The 18,452-nt window shown below is 62.0% G+C and carries 21 protein-coding genes; 9 read left to right on the plus strand and 12 right to left on the minus strand.

Annotated elements, in window-relative coordinates; genetic code table 11:
• Positions 1–11: 11 nt before the first annotated feature.
• Genes ACA041_RS19285 through ACA041_RS19300 form a run of 4 tightly spaced genes read left to right on the plus strand, consistent with a single transcriptional unit; the run spans position 12 to position 3,754 of the window.
• Positions 12–1,079 (plus strand): ABC transporter ATP-binding protein, encoded by a 1,068-nt coding sequence (locus ACA041_RS19285; protein WP_497435868.1) that lies wholly within the window; start codon positions 12–14, stop codon positions 1,077–1,079.
• A complete protein-coding gene (locus ACA041_RS19290; protein WP_497435871.1) occupies positions 1,076–1,918 on the plus strand; it encodes an ABC transporter permease in 843 nt (280 codons plus the stop codon). Before ACA041_RS19285 ends, ACA041_RS19290 begins: the two co-directional genes overlap by 4 nt.
• Complete coding sequence (locus tag ACA041_RS19295) at positions 1,915–2,703, plus strand: ABC transporter permease (protein WP_497435874.1); 789 nt, start codon at positions 1,915–1,917, stop codon at positions 2,701–2,703. The genes ACA041_RS19290 and ACA041_RS19295 overlap by 4 nt, the downstream gene beginning before the upstream one ends.
• Before the next feature lie 37 nt (positions 2,704–2,740).
• A complete protein-coding gene (locus tag ACA041_RS19300) occupies positions 2,741–3,754 on the plus strand; it encodes a proline racemase family protein (protein WP_497435877.1) in 1,014 nt (337 codons plus the stop codon).
• 166 nt (positions 3,755–3,920) lie between these two features.
• Here the strand turns inward: ACA041_RS19300 and ACA041_RS19305 are convergent, their stop codons facing one another.
• From ACA041_RS19305 to ACA041_RS19345, 9 genes are all read right to left on the minus strand, one after another.
• Positions 3,921–4,271: a RidA family protein gene (locus tag ACA041_RS19305; RefSeq protein ID WP_497442120.1), complete on the minus strand. Its 351-nt coding sequence runs from the start codon at positions 4,269–4,271 to the stop codon at positions 3,921–3,923.
• A gap of 12 nt (positions 4,272–4,283) precedes the next feature.
• Positions 4,284–5,462: an NAD(P)/FAD-dependent oxidoreductase gene (locus ACA041_RS19310; RefSeq protein WP_497435880.1), complete on the minus strand. Its 1,179-nt coding sequence runs from the start codon at positions 5,460–5,462 to the stop codon at positions 4,284–4,286.
• The gene (locus tag ACA041_RS19315) at positions 5,455–6,831 is read right to left on the minus strand and encodes an FAD/NAD(P)-dependent oxidoreductase (RefSeq protein WP_497435886.1); all 1,377 of its coding nucleotides are present in this window, start codon (positions 6,829–6,831) and stop codon (positions 5,455–5,457) included. The genes ACA041_RS19310 and ACA041_RS19315 overlap by 8 nt, the downstream gene beginning before the upstream one ends.
• Entirely contained in the window at positions 6,828–7,181 is a 354-nt protein-coding gene (locus ACA041_RS19320) for a (2Fe-2S)-binding protein (RefSeq protein WP_497435888.1), read from the minus strand. Before ACA041_RS19320 ends, ACA041_RS19315 begins: the two co-directional genes overlap by 4 nt.
• Positions 7,171–8,313 carry an NAD(P)/FAD-dependent oxidoreductase gene (locus ACA041_RS19325; RefSeq protein ID WP_497435893.1) on the minus strand — a complete coding sequence of 381 codons (1,143 nt, stop codon included), beginning with the start codon at positions 8,311–8,313 and terminating at the stop codon, positions 7,171–7,173. The genes ACA041_RS19320 and ACA041_RS19325 overlap by 11 nt, the downstream gene beginning before the upstream one ends.
• The gene (locus tag ACA041_RS19330; RefSeq protein WP_497435897.1) at positions 8,310–9,107 is read right to left on the minus strand and encodes an ABC transporter permease; all 798 of its coding nucleotides are present in this window, start codon (positions 9,105–9,107) and stop codon (positions 8,310–8,312) included. Before ACA041_RS19330 ends, ACA041_RS19325 begins: the two co-directional genes overlap by 4 nt.
• Before the next feature lie 6 nt (positions 9,108–9,113).
• Positions 9,114–9,986: an ABC transporter permease gene (locus ACA041_RS19335; RefSeq protein WP_497435901.1), complete on the minus strand. Its 873-nt coding sequence runs from the start codon at positions 9,984–9,986 to the stop codon at positions 9,114–9,116.
• The gene (locus ACA041_RS19340) at positions 9,973–11,046 is read right to left on the minus strand and encodes an ABC transporter ATP-binding protein (RefSeq protein ID WP_497435905.1); all 1,074 of its coding nucleotides are present in this window, start codon (positions 11,044–11,046) and stop codon (positions 9,973–9,975) included. Before ACA041_RS19340 ends, ACA041_RS19335 begins: the two co-directional genes overlap by 14 nt.
• Positions 11,047–11,115: 69 nt before the next feature.
• Positions 11,116–12,192, minus strand: a complete 1,077-nt coding sequence (locus tag ACA041_RS19345) for an ABC transporter substrate-binding protein (protein WP_497435910.1) — start codon at positions 12,190–12,192, stop codon at positions 11,116–11,118.
• Between the two features lie 222 nt (positions 12,193–12,414).
• Here ACA041_RS19345 and ACA041_RS19350 point away from each other — a divergent pair, with 222 nt between their 5' ends.
• Positions 12,415–13,311 carry a LysR substrate-binding domain-containing protein gene (locus tag ACA041_RS19350; protein ID WP_497435914.1) on the plus strand — a complete coding sequence of 299 codons (897 nt, stop codon included), beginning with the start codon at positions 12,415–12,417 and terminating at the stop codon, positions 13,309–13,311.
• A gap of 76 nt (positions 13,312–13,387) precedes the next feature.
• On the plus strand, positions 13,388–13,909 hold the full coding sequence (locus tag ACA041_RS19355) for a YdcF family protein (RefSeq protein ID WP_497435920.1): 522 nt from the start codon (positions 13,388–13,390) through the stop codon (positions 13,907–13,909).
• A gap of 116 nt (positions 13,910–14,025) precedes the next feature.
• Here the strand turns inward: ACA041_RS19355 and ACA041_RS19360 are convergent, their stop codons facing one another.
• Positions 14,026–14,241 (minus strand): hypothetical protein, encoded by a 216-nt coding sequence (locus ACA041_RS19360; RefSeq protein WP_497435925.1) that lies wholly within the window; start codon positions 14,239–14,241, stop codon positions 14,026–14,028.
• Positions 14,242–14,338: 97 nt separating this feature from the next.
• Positions 14,339–14,731: a GFA family protein gene (locus ACA041_RS19365; protein WP_497435930.1), complete on the minus strand. Its 393-nt coding sequence runs from the start codon at positions 14,729–14,731 to the stop codon at positions 14,339–14,341.
• Between the two features lie 275 nt (positions 14,732–15,006).
• Between ACA041_RS19365 and ACA041_RS19370 the strand changes: the two genes are divergently transcribed.
• Together ACA041_RS19370 and ACA041_RS19375 are read left to right on the plus strand one after the other, a co-directional pair.
• A complete protein-coding gene (locus ACA041_RS19370; RefSeq protein WP_497435937.1) occupies positions 15,007–15,303 on the plus strand; it encodes a hypothetical protein in 297 nt (98 codons plus the stop codon).
• Positions 15,304–15,435: 132 nt separating this feature from the next.
• The gene (locus tag ACA041_RS19375) at positions 15,436–16,107 is read left to right on the plus strand and encodes a class I SAM-dependent methyltransferase (RefSeq protein WP_497435942.1); all 672 of its coding nucleotides are present in this window, start codon (positions 15,436–15,438) and stop codon (positions 16,105–16,107) included.
• Here the strand turns inward: ACA041_RS19375 and ACA041_RS19380 are convergent.
• Positions 15,998–17,113 carry an AraC family transcriptional regulator gene (locus ACA041_RS19380; RefSeq protein WP_497435948.1) on the minus strand — a complete coding sequence of 372 codons (1,116 nt, stop codon included), beginning with the start codon at positions 17,111–17,113 and terminating at the stop codon, positions 15,998–16,000. The two genes, ACA041_RS19375 and ACA041_RS19380, sit on opposite strands and share 110 nt — an antisense overlap.
• 655 nt (positions 17,114–17,768) lie before the next feature.
• Here ACA041_RS19380 and ACA041_RS19385 point away from each other — a divergent pair.
• The gene (locus ACA041_RS19385) at positions 17,769–18,443 is read left to right on the plus strand and encodes a DUF3313 domain-containing protein (RefSeq protein WP_497435951.1); all 675 of its coding nucleotides are present in this window, start codon (positions 17,769–17,771) and stop codon (positions 18,441–18,443) included.
• Positions 18,444–18,452 lie beyond the last annotated feature (9 nt).

Below are 18,452 nucleotides of genomic sequence, written 5' to 3' on the forward strand. Positions count from 1 at the left end.
CGAGGTCTGCAATGTCAGTTTTGTTGAGCATCGACAGCGTCTGCAAAAGCTTCGGCCCGTTCCAGGCGCTGGACAACATCCACCTGGACATCGAGCAGGGCGAATTCATCGTGCTGCTCGGCCCCAGCGGCTGTGGCAAGACCACCCTGCTGCGCTCGATCGCCGGTTTCATGCAGCCTGATTCGGGCAGCATCGCCATCGATGGCCAGGATGTGAGTCGCTTGCCTCCCTACCGCCGGCCTCTCAATACCGTGTTCCAGAACTACGCCCTGTTCCCGCACATGACCGTGCTGGAAAACGTCGCCTACGGACCGCGGCGCCAGGGTGTCAATCGCACGGAAGCCCGGCTCAAGGCCCGCGAGGCACTGACCATGGTCGGCCTGCAAGCCCTGGAAGAGCGTTTCCCCCGCGGCTTGTCCGGCGGGCAACAACAGCGGGTGGCCCTGGCTCGCGCCATCGTCAATCAACCGAAACTGCTGTTGCTCGACGAGCCGCTCTCGGCCCTGGACATGAAACTGCGCAAGCGCATGCAACTGGAGCTCAAGCACCTTCAGGCCAAGCTCGGAATCGCCTTCATTTTCGTCACCCACGACCAGGAAGAAGCGATGACCATCGCCGACCGAATCGTGGTGATGAATGCCGGACGTATCGAACAGGTCGGCGCCAGCAGTGAAATCTACAGCGCCCCCGCTTCGCGTTTCGTCGCCGACTTCATCGGCGAGGCCAACCTGATCGGCTATCAGGCCAGCGACAGCGGTGAGATTCGCCTGGGGATCGCTCATACCCCCATTTCGAGTGCCGCAAAAGATCTCCTGCCTCACGGGGTTGCGGTGCTGCGTCCCGAACATTTGCAGGTGCTGGATGCCTCGAGCCCGCCGAGCGCCAGCTGCTGTGAAATCAACGGCACAGTGACCGACATCGTCACGGTGGGCAGTCATACCCTGGTGCACTCGCTGATCGACGGGCAACCGATCGTGGCGCGTACCATGGGGTTCCCCCAAGCCGGGCTGATTACCGGCAGCAGCGTGCGCCTGGGCTTCAATCCCGCGCATTTGCACCTGATCGGAGAGCCGGTATGAAACGCCCGGTCCTCGCCCCGTCGCTGATGCTCTTCGGCGCCCTGGCCTTTTTCACGGCGTTCTTTCTCGCGCCTTTTGCCGTGGTGATTTTCGCCAGCCTGACCAAGGGTGCTGATCAGGCGTTCACCCTGGAGCACTACGTCAGGGTGCTGGGCGACCAATACCACTGGGATGTGATTCTGGTGACCTTCCGCATCGCCGCGCTGACTACCTTGATCTCGTTGCTGCTCGGTTATCCGCTGGCCTGGTACCTGGTGCGGGTCGTGAAATGGCGGGCGTGGCGCCGTGCCTGCGTGATTCTGCTGGTGGTGCCGATGTTCACCAGCAATATCGTGCGCTCGTTCGGCTGGATGGTGCTGCTGGGGCGCAAGGGCCTGGTCAACCAGAGTCTGCTGGAAACCGGCCTGATCGATACGCCCGTGCGTTTCCTGGGCACCGAACTCGGGATCCTGATCGGCATGGTGTACATCCTCCTGCCGTTCATCGTACTCGCGGCCGGCAACGCCTTGGCCCAGGTCGACCCGGCTTTCGAACAGGCCTCGGAGGATCTCGGCGCCAGCCCCCGCGCGACCTTTTTCCATGTGGTGCTGCCGCTGACCATGCCCGGCATCATCTCCGGCTCGATCATGGTTTTCACCCTGGCGGCGAGCGCCTACGTGACGCCGGCCCTGCTGTCCGGGGGACGGATCTCCGTGCTCTCGATGCTGATTTTCCAGCAGTACAGTTCGGTCTTCGACTTCAACTACGGCGGTGCGCTGAGCGTCGTGCTGCTGATCTTTACCCTGGTCATGGTCGGGCTGGCCGGACGGGCCGGCAGCATTCGGGGGAGCAACCAATGATCACTAAATTACTGATCAGGCTGGTGGCCTGGGCCGTGCTGGGCTACATGCTGCTGCCACTGGTGGTCATCCTCGGCGTCTCCGTGACCGCCACGTCATTCCTGGCCTTCCCGCCACAGGGCTGGACGCTGGACTGGTACGCCAAGATGCTCAGTGACCCCAGCTATGTGGCGTCCTTCGCCACCAGCACCGTGCTCGCCCTGGTCGCCACTTTTGTCGCCGTGCTGCTGAGCGTACCGGCGGCCCTGGCGATGGCACGCTACGACTTTCCCGGCAAAGGCACGATCCTCGCCGCCCTGACTTCACCGCTGGTGTTTCCGCACATCGTGCTGGGGGCGGCGCTCTTGCAGTTTGGCGGCTACTTCGGCTTGACCCGCAGCTTCATGGCGTTGCTCATTGGTCACACCATCATCATCTCGCCGTTCGTGCTGCGTTCGGTGCTGTCGATGCTGACCCCGGAGCAGCGCGCCCTGGAAGAAGCCTCGAGCGATCTGGGCGGCACCCCTTGGGCCACCTTCTTTCTGGTAGTGCTGCCGCAGATCCGGCCGGGGATCGTGACCGGGTCGATCTTTGCCTTCATCTCGTCATGGATCAACGTCGAGCTGTCGATCTTCAACACCACGCCGGACCTGAACACCATCCCGGTGAAGCTCTTCAACTACGTGCAGTACACCGTCGACCCGACCATCGCCGCGGCCTCCGGCGCCACCATCATCGTCGTGGTGCTAGCGGTGATCATTCTGGATCTTTGCATTGGTCTGGACCTGTTGTCAGAACGCAAATAACCGCCCCTCACACATCCCGTAAGCCAGGAGTTCAGTCATGCGCATGCAAGACACGTTCGATGTCATCTATACCCATACCGAAGGCGAACCACTGTGCATCGTCCACAGCGGCATTCCCTACCCCGCCGGCTCCAGCATCCTGGCCAAGCGGGCCTTTCTCGAGCAGAACTATGACTGGCTGCGCAAGGCATTGATGCAGGAACCGCGCGGCCATAAAGACATGTTCGGAGTGTTCCTCACCCCGCCTTCGAGCAGCGAGTTCGACGCCGGGCTGATCTACATGGACGGCAGCGTGTATTCGCACATGTGCGGCCACGGCACCATTGCCGTGAGCATGGCGATGGTCGCCCAGGGCCTGGTGCCGCGCGGCGCCGATGGCATCACCAAAATCCGTTTTGAAACCACCGCCGGCCTGGTGGTGGCCGAAGTGGCGTCGGAAGGTGACAACGTGCTCTGGACCCGTTTCGAAAACGTACCGGCCTACGTCGCCGCCCAGGACATCCCGATCAGCCTTCCCGGCTATGGCGACCTCAAGGCCGACCTGGTCTGGGGCGGCAACTACTTCGGCATCATCGACCTGACCGATTGCGCCTTGCGCATCAGCCCGGACAACGGCAGCGAACTGTCGCGCCTGGGCCTGCTGGCGCGTGACCAGATCAACCGGCAGCTGAAGATCCAGCATCCCACCGAGGCGCATATCAACGACCTCAACTTCATCACCTTCTGGCACCCGGCGACCATCGAAGGCGCGTTCTACAAGAACGTCCACGTCTTCAGCGCCGGCCAGCTCGACCGCTCTCCCGGCGGCACGGGCACCAGCGCGATGATGGCCATGTTCGAGGCCCGGGGCAAACTGGGCCTGAACCAACCCATCCTGTCCGAAGGGCTGCTGGGCAGCGGCACCTTTGAAGGCTGCCTGCTCGGCGAAGTCGACCTCAACGGCACCCGCGCGGTGCGCCCGACCGTCAAGGGCACCGCCAGCATCCTGGGCACATCGCGTTGGGTCATCGAGCGGAATGATCCGGTGGGGGCGGGTTTCGTCATCAACTGACCGGGTGCAGTGAACAATTCTGTATGAACCAAACGCCCGGGGCTGCATCGGGCGCTTGGTTCGCTGTGAGTCGCTTGAGCTTCTCGCTTCAAGAATGGCGATAAATCATCATTTTCCAACCTGGAGTCGACCGGTACACCCGGTCCACTCCATCGACGATTAGCGATCAGCCCGCCGCAACCACGGTGATTTCCACCAGCAGGTCCGGCGCGGCCAGGCGCGACTCCACAGTGGCCCGGGCAGGCGCCTGGCCTTCAGGCGCCCAGGCGTCCCACACTTCGTTCATGCCGGCGAAGTCGGCCTGGATGTCCGCCAGCCAGACTTGCGCGGTGAGGATACGGGTTTTGTCCAGGCCGGCCTGGGCCAGGAAATTGTCGATCTTGGCCAACACCTGGGCGGTCTGGCCCTTGATGTCCTGGGTGCGGTCGGTGGCCGTCTGGCCGCCGAGAAAGGTGAAGCCGTTGCATTGAACGACGCGGCTCATGCGTTGATTGGTTTCGATGCGTTTGATTTCCAGCATGTGAACTCCTTAGGGGTGCGCGATGGTTGTAGCGGATTGAAAAGATCCAGGCGACGCGCTGGCCGCCCGTTTGAATCGGTCGATGGCGAACGGTTCCAGGGAAATGTCCGAATGTTCGCCAAGAATGTGTTGGGCCAGCCGTTTACCGGTGCCGGGGCCCATCTGAAAGCCGCTGCCACAAAAACCGAATGAGTAACTCAGGTTACTGGCTTTGCGACTGGCGCCAATCACCGGCAGGTCATCGGCGGTGAAGGCTTCCACGCCGGCCCAGACTCGATTGACGCCCAAGTGTCGCAAGTGCGGGAACAAGTCGGTGACCGTGCGTGCGCTGCTGCCCAGTCGTTCCATCTCGACTTCGCCATGGCGCGCCAGAAAATCCAGCGAGCCGACCAGCTTGCCGCCGATCACCACCGTACCATTGGCGAACTGTTTGAACGACAGTGCTCTGCTCGTGGCGCCCAGCACCGGGGCGCAGAAAGGCGCGACACGATGGGTGACCATCAGCATCAGGCCCTCGGGATGCACGGGCACCGGCTCGCCGATCTGCGCCGCCAGTCCTCCGGCCCAGGCGCCCGCCGTCACCACCAGGTGCTCAGCGCTGAAGCTGCCTGTGGGTGTGCTCACCCGCCACTGGGTACCTGTCTGTTCGATCCGTTGCGCCGGGGTGTTTTCGTGAATCTGCACGCCGCGTTTTTGCGCGGCCAGGCGAAACGCGGTGACGGTCTTGAAAGGCACTGCGTAACCATCGTCCTTGACCCAGATGCCGCCCGTCACATGCCGTGACACGGTCGGCACTGTGTCGAACACCTGTTGTTGATCGACCAACACTTCGTGGTTGAAACCCAGGGCCTGAAGCTGCTCGACCCGTTGCCGGCATTCCTCCAGATCGGCCAGGCTCTCCGCCAGTTTGAGCTGGCCGCTGGGGACAAAACCGCCGTCGTCGCCCAGGGTATTGCGCAGGTCATGCCACAGATCCCGCGACGCCAGCGCCAAGGGAATTTCCGCCAGGTGGCGGCCCAGGGTGCGCACGCCACCGGCATTGACACCGGAGGCATGGCGCCCGCAATACTCCGCTTCCAGGACGATCACCTGGACCCCGGCTTGCGCCAGGTGCAACGCGGTGCTCAGGCCATGGATGCCGCCGCCGATCACCAGCACGTCAGCCTGGCGCTTGCTCGACTCACTCACCGGCCAGTTCTCCCAGGGTGATGGGCTTGATTGGCGGACGAATGCGGTAATAGCCCACCTCCGCCGCCGACACGCCGCGGGCCTTGGCGATGACTTCGGTCACGGTCAGGCCGCACATGCGCCCCTGGCACGGCCCCATGCCGCAACGCCCGAACGACTTGGCCTGATTCGGCCCTGCGCAACCCAGGGCGACGAAGCTGCGCAGATCACCCGCCGTCACTTCTTCGCAGCGGCAGACCATCACCTCGTCGGCCGGAATGCGGTTTTGTTCTTTCGGCTGATACAGCGTGTCAAGAAACGGCCGAATTCGCAGGTTGGCCTCCAGGTGCACGCGCAACGGTCGCGCCTGGTCATCACGCTCAGCGGTGCCGATGCTCTTGAGCCGGGCGGCAATCCCCAGCGCCGCCAGTTGCCCCTGTACTGCCGCTGCCTGGGCGCCACCGATGCCGGCACCGTCGCCGGCAACGTAGACACCCGGCACATCGAGTTCGCCCCAGGGATCGGTGACCGGCCGGAAACACAGCTGATCCAGGTCCCATTCGTGACGTGCGCGCAACGCCTGGCTGAACTGGATATTCGGCACCACGCCCTGGTGCAGCAGCACGCAGCGGGTGTCGATGCGCTGCGCCTTGCCGGACGCGCTGAAGGTCAGGGCCCGGGCCGCCTCTTCGCCCTCGACCGCCAGGTGCTCGGCCCCCGTGTAATGAGCGATTCCGGCGCTGCGCAGGCTGCGCATCAATTCCAGCCCCTTGCGCAAATAGGGCCAGGCGCGCAAAGCGGCAAACAGGTGACGGCGGGCACGCCAGTAATCTTCGGGCCGCGTGGTGTCGACCAGGGCCTTGATCGTCACACCCGCGCGCAGGTACTGCCAGCCGAGCAAATACAGGAGCGGACCACAACCGGCCAGGACCACCGGTTCGCTCGGCGCCAGGCCTGAGCTTTTCAGCAGGATCTGCGCCGCGCCGGCGCTCATCACTCCGGGCAAGGTCCAGCCGGCAATCGGAAACGGACGCTCCATGGCACCGGTCGCCAGCAACACGGCCCTGGCGTCCAGCGTGTACAGACCACCCTCGCGCAGGTAGCTGACCTGATGCTCCCGGGTCACCTGCCACACCGATGCGCCTTTTTCATAGCGCACCTTCGAGGAGGCCAGGGCCTGGGCCAGTTGATTGCCGTGGGCATAATCCGGTCCCAGCAGATCCCGGCGGGACAGCGGCGCCAAGGTGATGCCGCGATAGATCTGCCCACCCGGACTGCCCTGCTCATCCAGCAACACCACCTGCAAGCCGAGCCCGGCCATCTGCGTCGCCGCCGCCATGCCGGCCGCGCCCGCACCAATCACCACCACATCGACGCTTTCATGGTTCATGACTGCACCTCCACGGCCTGGACATTCATCGGTTGATAGATCAAATCCCGGGCCCCTTCCTGGGAGCGGATGCGCATGCCGTCAGCCACTTCGATCAGGCAGCTTTGGCGGTTGGGGACGCCGTCGATGTCCACCAGGCACTCGAAGCACACGCCCATCATGCAGTAGGGGGCACGGGGCGATTCGCTGACCGGTGTGGCGCGAAAGCGGTTGATGCCGGACATCAGCAAGGCAGCGGCGACACTGATGCCGGCGGGCACGTTCAATGGTTGTTCGTTGAAGGTCAGGCTCACCGTCCGCGTCGCCCTGGCTTCACTGGAGACCGGTTGAAACAGCGGATCAGTGCGCATGTGAAAACACCTTGTCAGTTAGAAAACGATCACCGGAAAACACCTCCAGCTCATCAGGTCGCGCCCCGCCCATGATCCACGGCGCGATGCGCAGGGCATGGGCGGCCGCCAGGGTCACGCCGCTGTGGCAGGTGACCACGAAGGCCCCAGGGTGCGCGCCGGATTGCTGGTAGATGGGCAAACCGTCCGGGCTCAGCACCCGCAATGCACCCCAGGCCCGCACCAGCCGCACATCGCGCAGCAAGGGAAAGGTCGCCACACCGCGCCTGGCGATGGCGGCCAACACCTCGGTGGAGGTGCCGTCGTCGAAGCCCACCTCCTCCATCGAATCGCCAAGCTGCACGGTGCCTTCGTCGGTCTGGCGGACGTTGAGGGTCGGGTAATCGAGAAAGGGTCGGACCCGCTCGCTGATCAACACCTGTCCGCGATTGGGCGCCACCGGGGCATACAGCCCGACCTGCCGCGCCAGCGCCGCATTGCCCAGCCCGGCGGCCAGGACGATCCGTGGCGCGACAAAGCAACGCTGCCCGGCCTTGACCCGAAACTCGCCGGGGGCACAGTCGATGCGATCGACCTGCACGTTGCCATGCAGTTGCGCGCCCTTGGCCTGCGCCGAGGTGTGCAAAGCCCGCAGCAGCTTCAATGGATTGACGTGGCCGTCCTGGGGCGTATAGCTGGCGCCGATCACTTTAGGGCCGATCAGCGGCAGGCGCGCTTTGACTTCGGCGGCGTCCAGCATCTCGTACGGGTAATCGCCCAGGGCGTCCTGCAAGGTCTGCAGTCGCGACTGGCGCTCCAGCAGTTCTTCGTCGCTGAAGCACGGGTGAAAACCACCCGGTTGCTTGAGCTGCACGTCGACCCCGCTGTCGGCCATCAGTGCTTGCGCGAACGCCGGCCAGCGACTCGCCGAGGAGCGTGTCCAGCGCGCATAATCCGGCACGTCATGGCCTTTGCCCTGGACCCAGACCAGGCCGAAATTGCCCCGCGAGGCACGAAACGCATCGTCGCCCTGATCGAGCACCACCGTGTCGACTCCGCTGCGGGCCAAGCCATAGGCCACCGCCGTCCCCACCAGTCCGCCGCCGATTACAATCACGTCCGATTGCACGACCTTGAGTCTGTCCTGGCTCATTTGCCTTCTCCGATCAGTACCCGATCCAGCCCGACCATGCGATCCAGCACCAGCATCAACAGCAGGGTGCCGACGATCAGCACCGTGGAGACCGCGGTGATCAACGGATCGATGGTCTGGGAAATCTGGTTGTACATGGCCACCGGCAAGGTCGTAGTACCGGGGGTGGCGACGAACACGGTCATGGTCAGTTCGTCGAAGCTCTGGATGAAGGCCAGCATCCAGCCGCCGATAACGCCGGTGCGGATCCGTGGCAGGACCACCCGGTGAAAGGCGGTCCAACGCCGTGCGCCGAGCGACAGGGCAGCCTGTTCGATGTCGCGCTCCAGGCCGATGGTCGAGGCCAGCGTCAGGCGCAAGGCATAGGGCAACACCACGATCACATGAGTAATGCTCAGCGCCCAGAATGACCCGCCAATCTGCGCCATGGAGAAAAACCGCAGGAACGCAATGCCCAGCACCACGGAGGGAATCATCAGCGGCGACAGCAGGAAACCGGTCAGGGCGCCACGCCCCGGAAACTCGTAACGGCTGATCGCCAGTGCCGCCGGGACGGCCAGCAACGTGGCGACGGTGGCCGAGACCAGGCCCAGTTTGAGCGACAGGAAAAACGCGTCGAGCATCTCCTGGTTCTCCAGCAGTGCCCGGAACCAGCGCAACGACAAGCCGTCGGTGGGCAGCGACAGGTAACCCTTGTCGGTGAACGCCATCGCCATCACCACCAGCAGCGGCGCGACGATGAACGTGACGAACAGCAAATGAAACAGCAGCGAGAAAAATCCGTTCTTGTGCATGGCGGTTTACTCGAAGACTTGCTTGAATCGGCGCTCGGCCAGCTTGCTGCAACCCAGGATGATGATCAGGTTGGCAACCAGCAGGAGCATCGCGATGGCGGCACCGAGGGGCCAGTTGAGGGTGCCGAGGAATTCGTCGTAGGCCGCCGTCGCCACCACTTTCAGTCGTCGGCCACCGATGATCGCCGGGGTCGCGAAGGCTGATGCCGCCAGGGCGAAGACGATGATCGAGCCGGAGAGAATGCCGGGCATGATCTGCGGCAGGATGATGCGGCGGAACACCGTCAGGCGCGATGCGCCGAGGGACAGCCCGGCCCATTCCACTTGCAGGTCCAGGCGCTGCAAGGTGGCCCACACGGCAATCACCATGAACGGCACCAGCACATGGGTCAGGGCGATGACCACCCCGACCTGGGTGAACAGCATCTTCACCGGCTGATCGGTAATCCCCAACGCCTGCAAGGCATCGTTGATCAGGCCGTTGTTGCCCAGCAGGATCGCCCAGCCGAGGGTGCGCACCACCACCGAGATCAGCAGCGGCCCCAGCACCACCAGCAGGAACAACGAACGCCAGCGCGGCGCCATGCGCGCAATGATGATGGTCTCCGGGACCCCGAGCAGCACACAGAGCACCGTGACAGCCAGCGCCATGGCGCCGGTGCGCAGGAAGATTTCGTGGAAATAGTCGTCCTTGAACACCTCCAGGTAATTGCCGAGGCTGTAGACCGGCAACACGCCTTCGGTGTCGCTGAACAGGTTGAGCGACAGCACTGCGGTCAACAGCAGCGGCACCAGCAGCAGCGCGACGAACACCAGCAACGCCGGGCCGCTCAGCAACCAGGGTGCGGCACCGACGTGTTCGGCATCATACCTGGCCATGGGCGACCTCCCGATCCAACAGGCGCAGGTCATCGTCGGACCAGTCCAGGCCGATTTCGCTGTCTTCATCGGGTGGTGGCGTGCCCAGGTTGGGCTGGGTCATGTGTACCAGGCCGAAGCTGGTTTCCACCGCGATCAACCACAGATTTCCAAGAAACACCCGCAAGCGGATGCGTCCGTTCAAACGGCCCGCGCCTGCCTGGGTCAGGCGGATTTTTTCCGGGCGGATGTAGACGTTGACGTCGTTGCCCAGAGAGCGATCTTCATGGGGCACGTGCAACATCGTGTCCTTGACCTGCACATGACAGCACCGATCGTTGCGGGTCTGCACCGCGCCGGCGAAGGCGTTGGTCTTGCCCAGGAACGCCGAGGCGAACGGTGAGTGCGGGCGTTCGTACGCTTCGTAAGGGGTGTCGATCTGCACGATGCGACCTTTTTGCATCACCGCGATGCGGTCGCTCATGGTCATCGCCTCGACCTGATCGTGGGTCACCAGAATCGTTGTGATGCCCAGGTCGCGCTGAATCGCCCGCAACTCGATGTGCATTTCTTCGCGCAACTTGGCGTCGAGGTTGGACATGGGTTCGTCGAGCAGCAACAGGTTCGGCCGGATCGCCAGGGCCCGGGCAATCGCGACCCGCTGCCGTTGTCCGCCGGACAGCGCTTTCGGATACCGCTCGCCCAGGCCGTCGAGGCGCACCAGGCCCAGCGCTTCATCGATGCGCTTGCTGCGTTCGGCCTTGGGCACGCCGCGCATCTCCAGGCCAAAACTGATGTTTTGCGCCACGGTCATGTGCGGGAACAGCGCGTAGCTTTGAAAGACGATGCCCAGGCCGCGCTGCTCGGGACGCACGTGGGTGATGTCGCGGCCATCAAGGACGATGCGCCCTTCGGTGGGCTGGACGAAACCGGCGATGGATTGCAGGGTGGTGGTCTTGCCGCAGCCGGAAGGCCCGAGCAAGGCGATGAATTCGCCGTGCCGGACTTCCAGGTTCAAGCCGTCGATGGCCCTGAAACTGCCATAGGTCTTGACGATGCCTTCAAGGGTGAGAAATGCCATGGGCTTGCCACGCAGGCACGGGCCTGCGTCTCCAGAATGAGGTCGGGAAGGATCGGAGCCAGTGCGCGGCTAGCGTTCGACCGTGCGGTTCCAGCGCGTCGTCCACTCGCTGCGCTGCTGGTTGATCGTGTCCCAATCGACCTTGATCAACGCGTTGACCTTCTCCGGGCCATAGGGCATGCGCGCGGCGATATCCGGCGTGAGCTTGACGGTCTGGTTGACCGGGGCGAAGCCGTTTTCCCGGGCCTGGATGGTCTGCACTTCAGGCGACAACACGTACTGGATGAATTGCTGCGACAGCTCGGGCTGCGCGTTGGGGGTGATGCCGCAGGCGGCGATCTGCAGGGCGATGCCGCCCTCTTTCGGGTAGATGAACTTGAGTGGAAAACCGGTGCCCTGCAACGCCACCGCACGACCGCTGCCATACACCGCCATGACCACGTCGCCGTTCTGCATCATGCCGTCCATCTCACCCGGTGCCGACACCCAGGCCAGGACGTTGGGGCCGATTTCGTCTTTGAGCGCCTTGAAGCCGGGGTCGATATTCTTTTCGCCACCGCCGCGCAAGCGGGCCATTTCCACCAGGGTGTGCAAGCCGTAGGTGTTGGTCACCGGCGGCATGCCCAGCAGTTGCTTGTAGCGCGGATCCGTGAGGTTTTCCCAGGAGTCCGGCGCTGCCCAGCCACGCTTCTTGAACGCTTCTTCGTTGTAACCGATGCCCGTGGCGACCACCCCGACCCCGGTGGCTTCAGGGCTGAGTCGCGCCAGCGGATAGAGGTCTTTGTAGACCGGCGCGTCGCTGAGTTTTTCACACAGCCCCAGTTGCAGCGCCTGGTACATCGGCCCGTCGTCCATCATCGCCACATTGATTTGCTGACGCCCTTTCTGCGCCTGCAGCTTGGCCAGGGTTTCGGTGGAGTTGCCGGCGACGTACACCACCTTGACGTTGTGCTGCTTCTCGAACGCGGGGATGACTTTGGTCTTATACATCTGTTCGGTGGATCCGCCGACACCGGCGACATACAGCGTCGGCTCGGCGAAGGCAGCGCCACTGCCCAGCCCGACAAGGGCGACAGCGACAGCAGTGGCAATGCGGGTCAGGGGGCGAAACGGCGGCGTAATCAAGGTCGGGTTATGGTTATTCACAGACTATCTCCGAAGTGCGTGGGGCAGATCGAACAATGCGTCAGTTGCTTCGGCGTCAATCGAAGCCATGCAGCGCGCTGCATGTTCCCGGCGAATACATCACGGGATGGCGCATCTTCATGTGCGCTATGGGTTGCTGGTCTGGAGTATTGCGAGGCACTATCCATATGGTCAAATCACAATATCCGGGTTAGCTATTCATATTTGATATGGAAGGTCGGCATGAACCTCAGGCAGATAGAAGCATTCCGCAGCGTCATGCGCTTGGGCTCCATGACTGCGGCGGCCGAAGTGCTGTACACCTCCCAGCCCAATGTCAGCCGGCTGATCGCACAGCTGGAACTGAGCACCGGGCTGACCCTGTTCAAGCGCGCGGGCGTGCGGCTGATCCCGACCCAGGAGGGCCAGGCGTTTTTCCATGAAGTGGAACGCGCCTATGTCGGCCTAGACAGCCTCAAGCATTCGGCGAAGAACATCCGCAACCTGGGCACCGGACGCTTGCGCGTGGCCGCCGTGCCCTCGACCGGCATGAGCGTGCTGCCGGGGGTGATCAAGCACTTCACCGATACCCGCCCGGAACTCACGGTGTCGTTGCACGTGAACTCCTCGCCCACCGTGGAGCAATGGGTCAAATCGCAGTTCTGCGACATCGGCATCGTGGTGCATCCCGGCGACGTCAACAGCCAACAGGTCGAGTTGCTCGCCGAAATAGCGGCCGTGTGCGTGCTGCCTCGCTCACACCCGCTGGCGGAGCGCTCGCAGATCACCTTCACCGACCTCGAAGGGCAAGCGTTCATTTCGCTCTGTCATGGCGATGGCACACGCTCGCTGGTGGATGGGTTGTTCGAGCAGGCAGGCGTCGAGCGGGTGATGGCTGTCGAGGCGCAGTACAGCGCGATCAACTGCGAGATGGTCGCGCTCGGCATGGGCATCACCCTCGCCCATCCGTTGGTCGCCAAGGATTATCGGCATCGGGACATCGTGATCAGACCGTTCAGGCCGGATATTCTCTTTCCGACCTATGTGATCTGGCCCAGCGCACAAACGCGCACTCGACTGGCTGAGGAATTCATCGATACGCTGAAGGCGTATTACCGGGACGCGGTAGACGCCGCTTAAACGTGCGCCGAATCGAAGCATTGCGTTGAGCACATCCTGTGCAAGATTTTTGGCTAGCAATGATTGATGGGCTGAAATGAAAAAACTCGTATTCATTCTTGCATCCCCCAATAGCGCCGATGGCGAGCTTTCACCCATTGCCATTGGCAGGATCGAGAGAGCGGTCCAACTGCAGAAAACGCACCCCCATGTCGTCCTCCTGGCGACTGGCGGATTTGGCGAACATTTCAACAAATCCGACACGCCACATCGGGAGTTGGTGCACCAATGCCTGCTCGAGCAGGGAGCATCGATCGATAAAGCTACAGCCGCCGACCTGCTCAGCTCAAACACGGTCGAAGACGTGACGATGATCATCGCCTTTGCCAAGGCACGAGGCTGTTCGCGCTATGGAATTGTCACCTCAAGCTCTCACCTGGCGCGTTGCCGCTATATCTTCGAATGTCTCGACCCGACAGCCACCGTTGATTTTTATTGCGCGGATGACTCGGCGAATCCGGACGAGGCGATCGGCAAGCATGAAGTGCTCGCGCTGGGGCGCCTGGTGGCGCAAGGCGGCGTCATGCTCGGTAATGTCCTGCACCCACATCCCCTGTAGGAGCAAGCTTGCTCGCGAAGAACGTCAACGATAACGCGCCTATCCTGAATAAACGCGTCGCCCTCGAGGCCTTCGTCGGAACGCCGCCCGGAGCAAGCTCGCTCCTACAGAAAAGCTCACGCGAGCTTGATGGCACCGCCCTGGATGTCGTCGCGTGCCGATCGCAAGTCGCAGGCGTCCTGATTGAGCTGATGAATCAGATTGAGCAACCGCTGGCGCAACAGCTCATCCTTGAGTTGCTCAGCGGCACGCATGACATCCAGCGCCGCGATCTCATTGTTGGTAGCGACGGAGTCAAGCAGTTTGCGCATGCTCCTTGATGGTCGATTCATCTGTTGCCTCCCTGGTTTCAGTTGATGCAGATCATACGGCCCGAATGTTTCGGCGATGTTGCAGTTCCAGCTATCGGCTGCGCACCGTTCGTACGCCCTACTCCTCAAAGCGCCCCGTGCCATCACGATCGCGCTCGTAGCGCCTGGTGAGCGCAAACACCGGCAACCACGACTCGCGACGCACGATCCAGCTTTCGTAGGTGGGCGTCAGTTGGTCCGGGGCATCGAGGGACCCCAGGTTCACTTCGATTTCGTCGGCGGTACGGGAGAAGACCGATGAGCCGCAGCGTGGGCAGAAGAACCGTCCGGCATAGTCGCGCGTTTCGCCAGCGATCGTCACCGCTTCCTCAGGGAATATCGCCGAAGCATGAAACAGCGCGCCATGATGCTTGCGGCAGTCGAGACAGTGACAAAGGCCGACCCGATAGGGGCGGCCTGATGCCTCGAATCGCACGTTGCCGCACAGGCAACCGCCGGTGAATCGGTCCATGCTGCGTCTCCTCTGAAATCAACCGGTCAACGCTCCCATCGGCTCTGATCAACCCTTCACAGCCGCCTCGATCGCAGCGATGTCGGTATTCTTGCTGATCATCTTGGTTCTCCAGATTCGGGATTCAGACATGCATTCTAGCAGCGGCGTGGAACTGCTTCGGCTGGCTGCGCAACCCAAGCGTGCAAAACAGACCCACGGGCAGGCGCAACCGACTAATCTGATTAGGGCACGATCACAAACCGCCTCTAGCCTCCTGATACAGGGGAAACGGCATGACCGGAAAAACAGCGCGCCAATGCTCGTCCTGGGTCCTGCCCTCCCTGCTCGCTCTCAACCTGGCGCTGACAGCGGGATGTGCAGGCAAATCCACGGCTCGCTATGCGGCCTCAAGCGTAGGCTCAGCCTGCTATGCCAAAGCGCTGCCCACTGCCGGCGAAGGCGGCCTGGCCTGGGGATCCACCTTGAACATCGCTCGTACAAAATCCCTGAACAATTGCATACGCTACGCCGGCCGATCCGGCGGCACGCCGAATACCTGCCGAGTGGTGTTGGCGGAGTGTAAAAACTAGTAGAGCGACAGCGAAGCGGGCCATGAGATGCACAGTCGACACGCCAGCGCCGTTATGACCGAGGACAGGTCCATACTCCGGGCATTTGTCCTATCCTTTCATCCAGCCACCGAACTACCCCGGACAGCAAAAATGCCCGCCCCCGAATCCACCCTTCTCCAAAGCTGGCACCACAACGCCCCACTCTGGATCGAAGCCGTGCGCACCGGCGCCATCGCCAGCCGCCTCAAGGTCACCGACCAGGCCATCCTGCTGGCGGTGCTGGGCCGCCAGCCCGAGCGGGTACTCGACCTGGGCTGCGGTGAGGGCTGGCTGCTGCGGGCGCTGGCGGAACGGGCCATCGAAGCGGTCGGTGTGGATGGCGATGCGACGCTGGTCGAGGCCGCACGGGCGGCGGGCTCTTCGCAGGTGCATCTGGCGAGCTATGAAGCCTTGATGGAGGCGCAGGTGGACATCGGCAGCGACTACGACCTGATCTGCGCCAACTTCGCCCTGCTGCACCAGGACATCATCCCCCTGCTCACCGCCATGAACGCCCTGCTCGCCCCCGGCGGCGCGCTGGTAATCCAGACGCTGCACCCATGGACCGCCGCCGCGGGCGATTATCAGGACGGTTGGCGCGAAGAAACCTTCGCCGGGTTCAACGGCCAGTGGCAACCCATGCCCTGGTACTTGCGCACCTTGTCCAGTTGGCTCAATGCACTGGACATGGCCGGCTTTCGACTGGCCGGCCTGCAGGAGCCGCAGCACCCGCAAAGCTCCGTGCCGCAATCGTTGCTAATGGTGGCCGAGCAAAGGCGGTGAGTGGACCGACCTCTGTCACTGACGACTGGCCTGCTGGACGGGACTGGGCTTGCCTGACCTTCAGCAGGGATTCGTGGACTCGATACTGACCGGGCGTCATGCCAAACCAGCGGATGCACGCTTTATGGAAACTGCTGTGGTCGTGAAACCCGAGCCGGTGAGTCACGTGCTTCATATTGAAATGGGAATGACGCAGGTAGAAGTCGGCCAACTGGCGACGCACATCGTTCAGCACGTCCTTGAACTGGGCACCATCCTTCTCGAGCGCCCGTTGCAAGGTTCGCTTGCTGATGTTCAGTGCGGTGGCTATCGACTCCATATCACACTGCCCTTGCCCCTGACTCAGGCGCTCGGTGATCAGTGCACGAATCCTGCACACCGTGGTGAAGCCGTACAACAGGTCCAACTGCGCCTCGGCAAAACTGTCATGGAGTACCGCCAACGCCTCGTTGGCCATGCTCAACGGACGCAGAAGCTCCTCGCCATCGAACAGGATGCTGTCATAGGCCGCCCCGAACCGCAGCTCGCTGCCGAACAGGCGCTGATGCTCAGAGGTGTCTTCAGGTTCGGAATAGGTGAACTCCACGCTTAACGGTTGCGGTAATTTGCCACCGGTCAGCCAACTGCAGAATCCCAGCAGCGACGCGAGTCCGGCATCGGTGTACTGCCGTGGTTTGACCGAGTCGCATTGGTGATCCAGCCCGGCCAGTCGATAATTGGGCCCTTCTCGCCCCAGAAACAGGCTGAGTCCAGAACTGATCAATGGGCTGAAACGCACAAGGCGTTCGAGCGCCCGCTTCAGATTCAAGCTGGACATCATCGTGTATCCCACGATCTGGAAGTAAGCCGGATGTACATGCCCGTAGGCTTTCAGACCAATATTCGAATCGCCAGATGCCTGCGCTGCCAATTCCCAAAGACGGTAAATGACACCTCGTTTGTAGAAGGCGTGCTGCTGCCCCAGCAGCATCATATCCAGCCCGGCTTCCCGGGATAAATTCACCACGTCCAGGCCTTCAGCCGAGAGCGTATTCACCAACACATTGGTATAGCCTGTCCCCACTCTATACATGCGACCTCAATCCCCTGTTAAACCACATCCTTTTGTGAGCCATTGAATTTGCTGGAAATTCAGCCTAATGGCAATTCATTACAGAGTCGTTATGCATGCTGTGGAAAGCGATCGAGGGTTTGGCACCCTGCCCTGCCCGACAATTCAGCGTGCCGGGCCATAATGAGTAAAGCAGAAAAGTTCAACCGACGTTTTTGCTACCTGTCGAGATCTGTGTGAACGCGAGGTAGTAGCCATTGCAATCGCGCAGCCCAAACTCTCTTGATCCATAGGGCATATCTTCATCGGTGTAGCGTATGACAGCAGCGCCGTTCAGCAAGACAACCTGACTTTTACCGTGCCCATGAGCGAATTCTGGCGCATTCCCGCCCCTGCCACCTATGCTCTAAACAAGGCACCGACATCAATCTCAGCCGGGCGATGGTCTGGCTCCGCAACATGGCGGTGGACCAGACCAAATCCACGTCGGGCATGCGAACTTCCGGTCAGTTCGGCAATGCCTGGATTCAAGCCGTGACCGAAAATATGCCCGGGCGCTTCCAATGCCCTGCCTCCAGAAAAACGACTTGATCCATGGAGCACACCCCCTATGAACCTGTCCCGAAAACTGTTTATTGGCGCTGCGCTAACCAGCCTGCTACTGGGCGGTTGCACCTCGAAGGTCACCGAGCGTGAGCAGTATTCCGGCTTCCTGTCCAGCTACAACAACTTGCAGCAAGTCACCACCACCAGTGGCGAGACCGCCATGCGTTGGGTGAGCCCGTCCTGGAAACCCGACGCCTACGACACCGTGGTATTCAACCGGTTGGAACTCTACCCGGCGCCACAGCCGAACGAGCGGGTCAACCGGCAAACCCTGGACGAGTTGCAGAGCTACATGACCAGCAAAGTCAAAGGTGTGCTGGGGCAGAAGTACAAGGTTGTGACCAACGCAAAATCATCACCCGCCGGTTCGAAAACCTTGATCATGCGCGCAGCGATTACCGGCGTGAATGCCGAAAACGAAGGCATGAAGTGGTACGAAGTGGTGCCGGTTGCCGCCGTCGTGGGGAGTGTTTCCGCTGTCAGTGGCCATCGCGATCAGGACACCACTCTGTTCATCGAGGCCGAGTTTATCGACGCCAGCACCAACCAGACCGTGGCCAAAGTCGTGCGCAAAGTCTTTGGCAGCACCCTGGAAAATGCCAGCCAGAAGATCACCACCAAGGATTTCAAACAGGCGATCGACAAGCTGATCAGTGATCTGCAAGCTTTCATCAGATAAAACAACATC

The organism is Pseudomonas sp. LBUM1676, from assembly GCF_059695605.1.

Excerpts from the sequence above, each read along its gene's own strand:
- ACA041_RS19355 (WP_497435920.1), top strand. The coding sequence starts at position 13,388 with ATGAAAAAACTCGTATTCATTCTTGCATCCCCCAATAGCGCCGATGGC.
- ACA041_RS19285 (WP_497435868.1), top strand. The coding sequence starts at position 12 with ATGTCAGTTTTGTTGAGCATCGACAGCGTCTGCAAAAGCTTCGGCCCG.
- ACA041_RS19340 (WP_497435905.1), bottom strand. The coding sequence starts at position 11,046 with ATGGCATTTCTCACCCTTGAAGGCATCGTCAAGACCTATGGCAGTTTC.
- ACA041_RS19295 (WP_497435874.1), top strand. The coding sequence starts at position 1,915 with ATGATCACTAAATTACTGATCAGGCTGGTGGCCTGGGCCGTGCTGGGC.
- ACA041_RS19375 (WP_497435942.1), top strand. The coding sequence starts at position 15,436 with ATGCCCGCCCCCGAATCCACCCTTCTCCAAAGCTGGCACCACAACGCC.
- ACA041_RS19365 (WP_497435930.1), bottom strand. The coding sequence starts at position 14,731 with ATGGACCGATTCACCGGCGGTTGCCTGTGCGGCAACGTGCGATTCGAG.
- ACA041_RS19370 (WP_497435937.1), top strand. The coding sequence starts at position 15,007 with ATGACCGGAAAAACAGCGCGCCAATGCTCGTCCTGGGTCCTGCCCTCC.
- ACA041_RS19320 (WP_497435888.1), bottom strand. The coding sequence starts at position 7,181 with ATGCGCACTGATCCGCTGTTTCAACCGGTCTCCAGTGAAGCCAGGGCG.
- ACA041_RS19325 (WP_497435893.1), bottom strand. The coding sequence starts at position 8,313 with ATGAGCCAGGACAGACTCAAGGTCGTGCAATCGGACGTGATTGTAATC.
- ACA041_RS19290 (WP_497435871.1), top strand. The coding sequence starts at position 1,076 with ATGAAACGCCCGGTCCTCGCCCCGTCGCTGATGCTCTTCGGCGCCCTG.
- ACA041_RS19350 (WP_497435914.1), top strand. The coding sequence starts at position 12,415 with ATGAACCTCAGGCAGATAGAAGCATTCCGCAGCGTCATGCGCTTGGGC.
- ACA041_RS19300 (WP_497435877.1), top strand. The coding sequence starts at position 2,741 with ATGCGCATGCAAGACACGTTCGATGTCATCTATACCCATACCGAAGGC.
- ACA041_RS19360 (WP_497435925.1), bottom strand. The coding sequence starts at position 14,241 with ATGAATCGACCATCAAGGAGCATGCGCAAACTGCTTGACTCCGTCGCT.
- ACA041_RS19330 (WP_497435897.1), bottom strand. The coding sequence starts at position 9,107 with ATGCACAAGAACGGATTTTTCTCGCTGCTGTTTCATTTGCTGTTCGTC.
- ACA041_RS19385 (WP_497435951.1), top strand. The coding sequence starts at position 17,769 with ATGAACCTGTCCCGAAAACTGTTTATTGGCGCTGCGCTAACCAGCCTG.
- ACA041_RS19315 (WP_497435886.1), bottom strand. The coding sequence starts at position 6,831 with ATGAACCATGAAAGCGTCGATGTGGTGGTGATTGGTGCGGGCGCGGCC.
- ACA041_RS19335 (WP_497435901.1), bottom strand. The coding sequence starts at position 9,986 with ATGGCCAGGTATGATGCCGAACACGTCGGTGCCGCACCCTGGTTGCTG.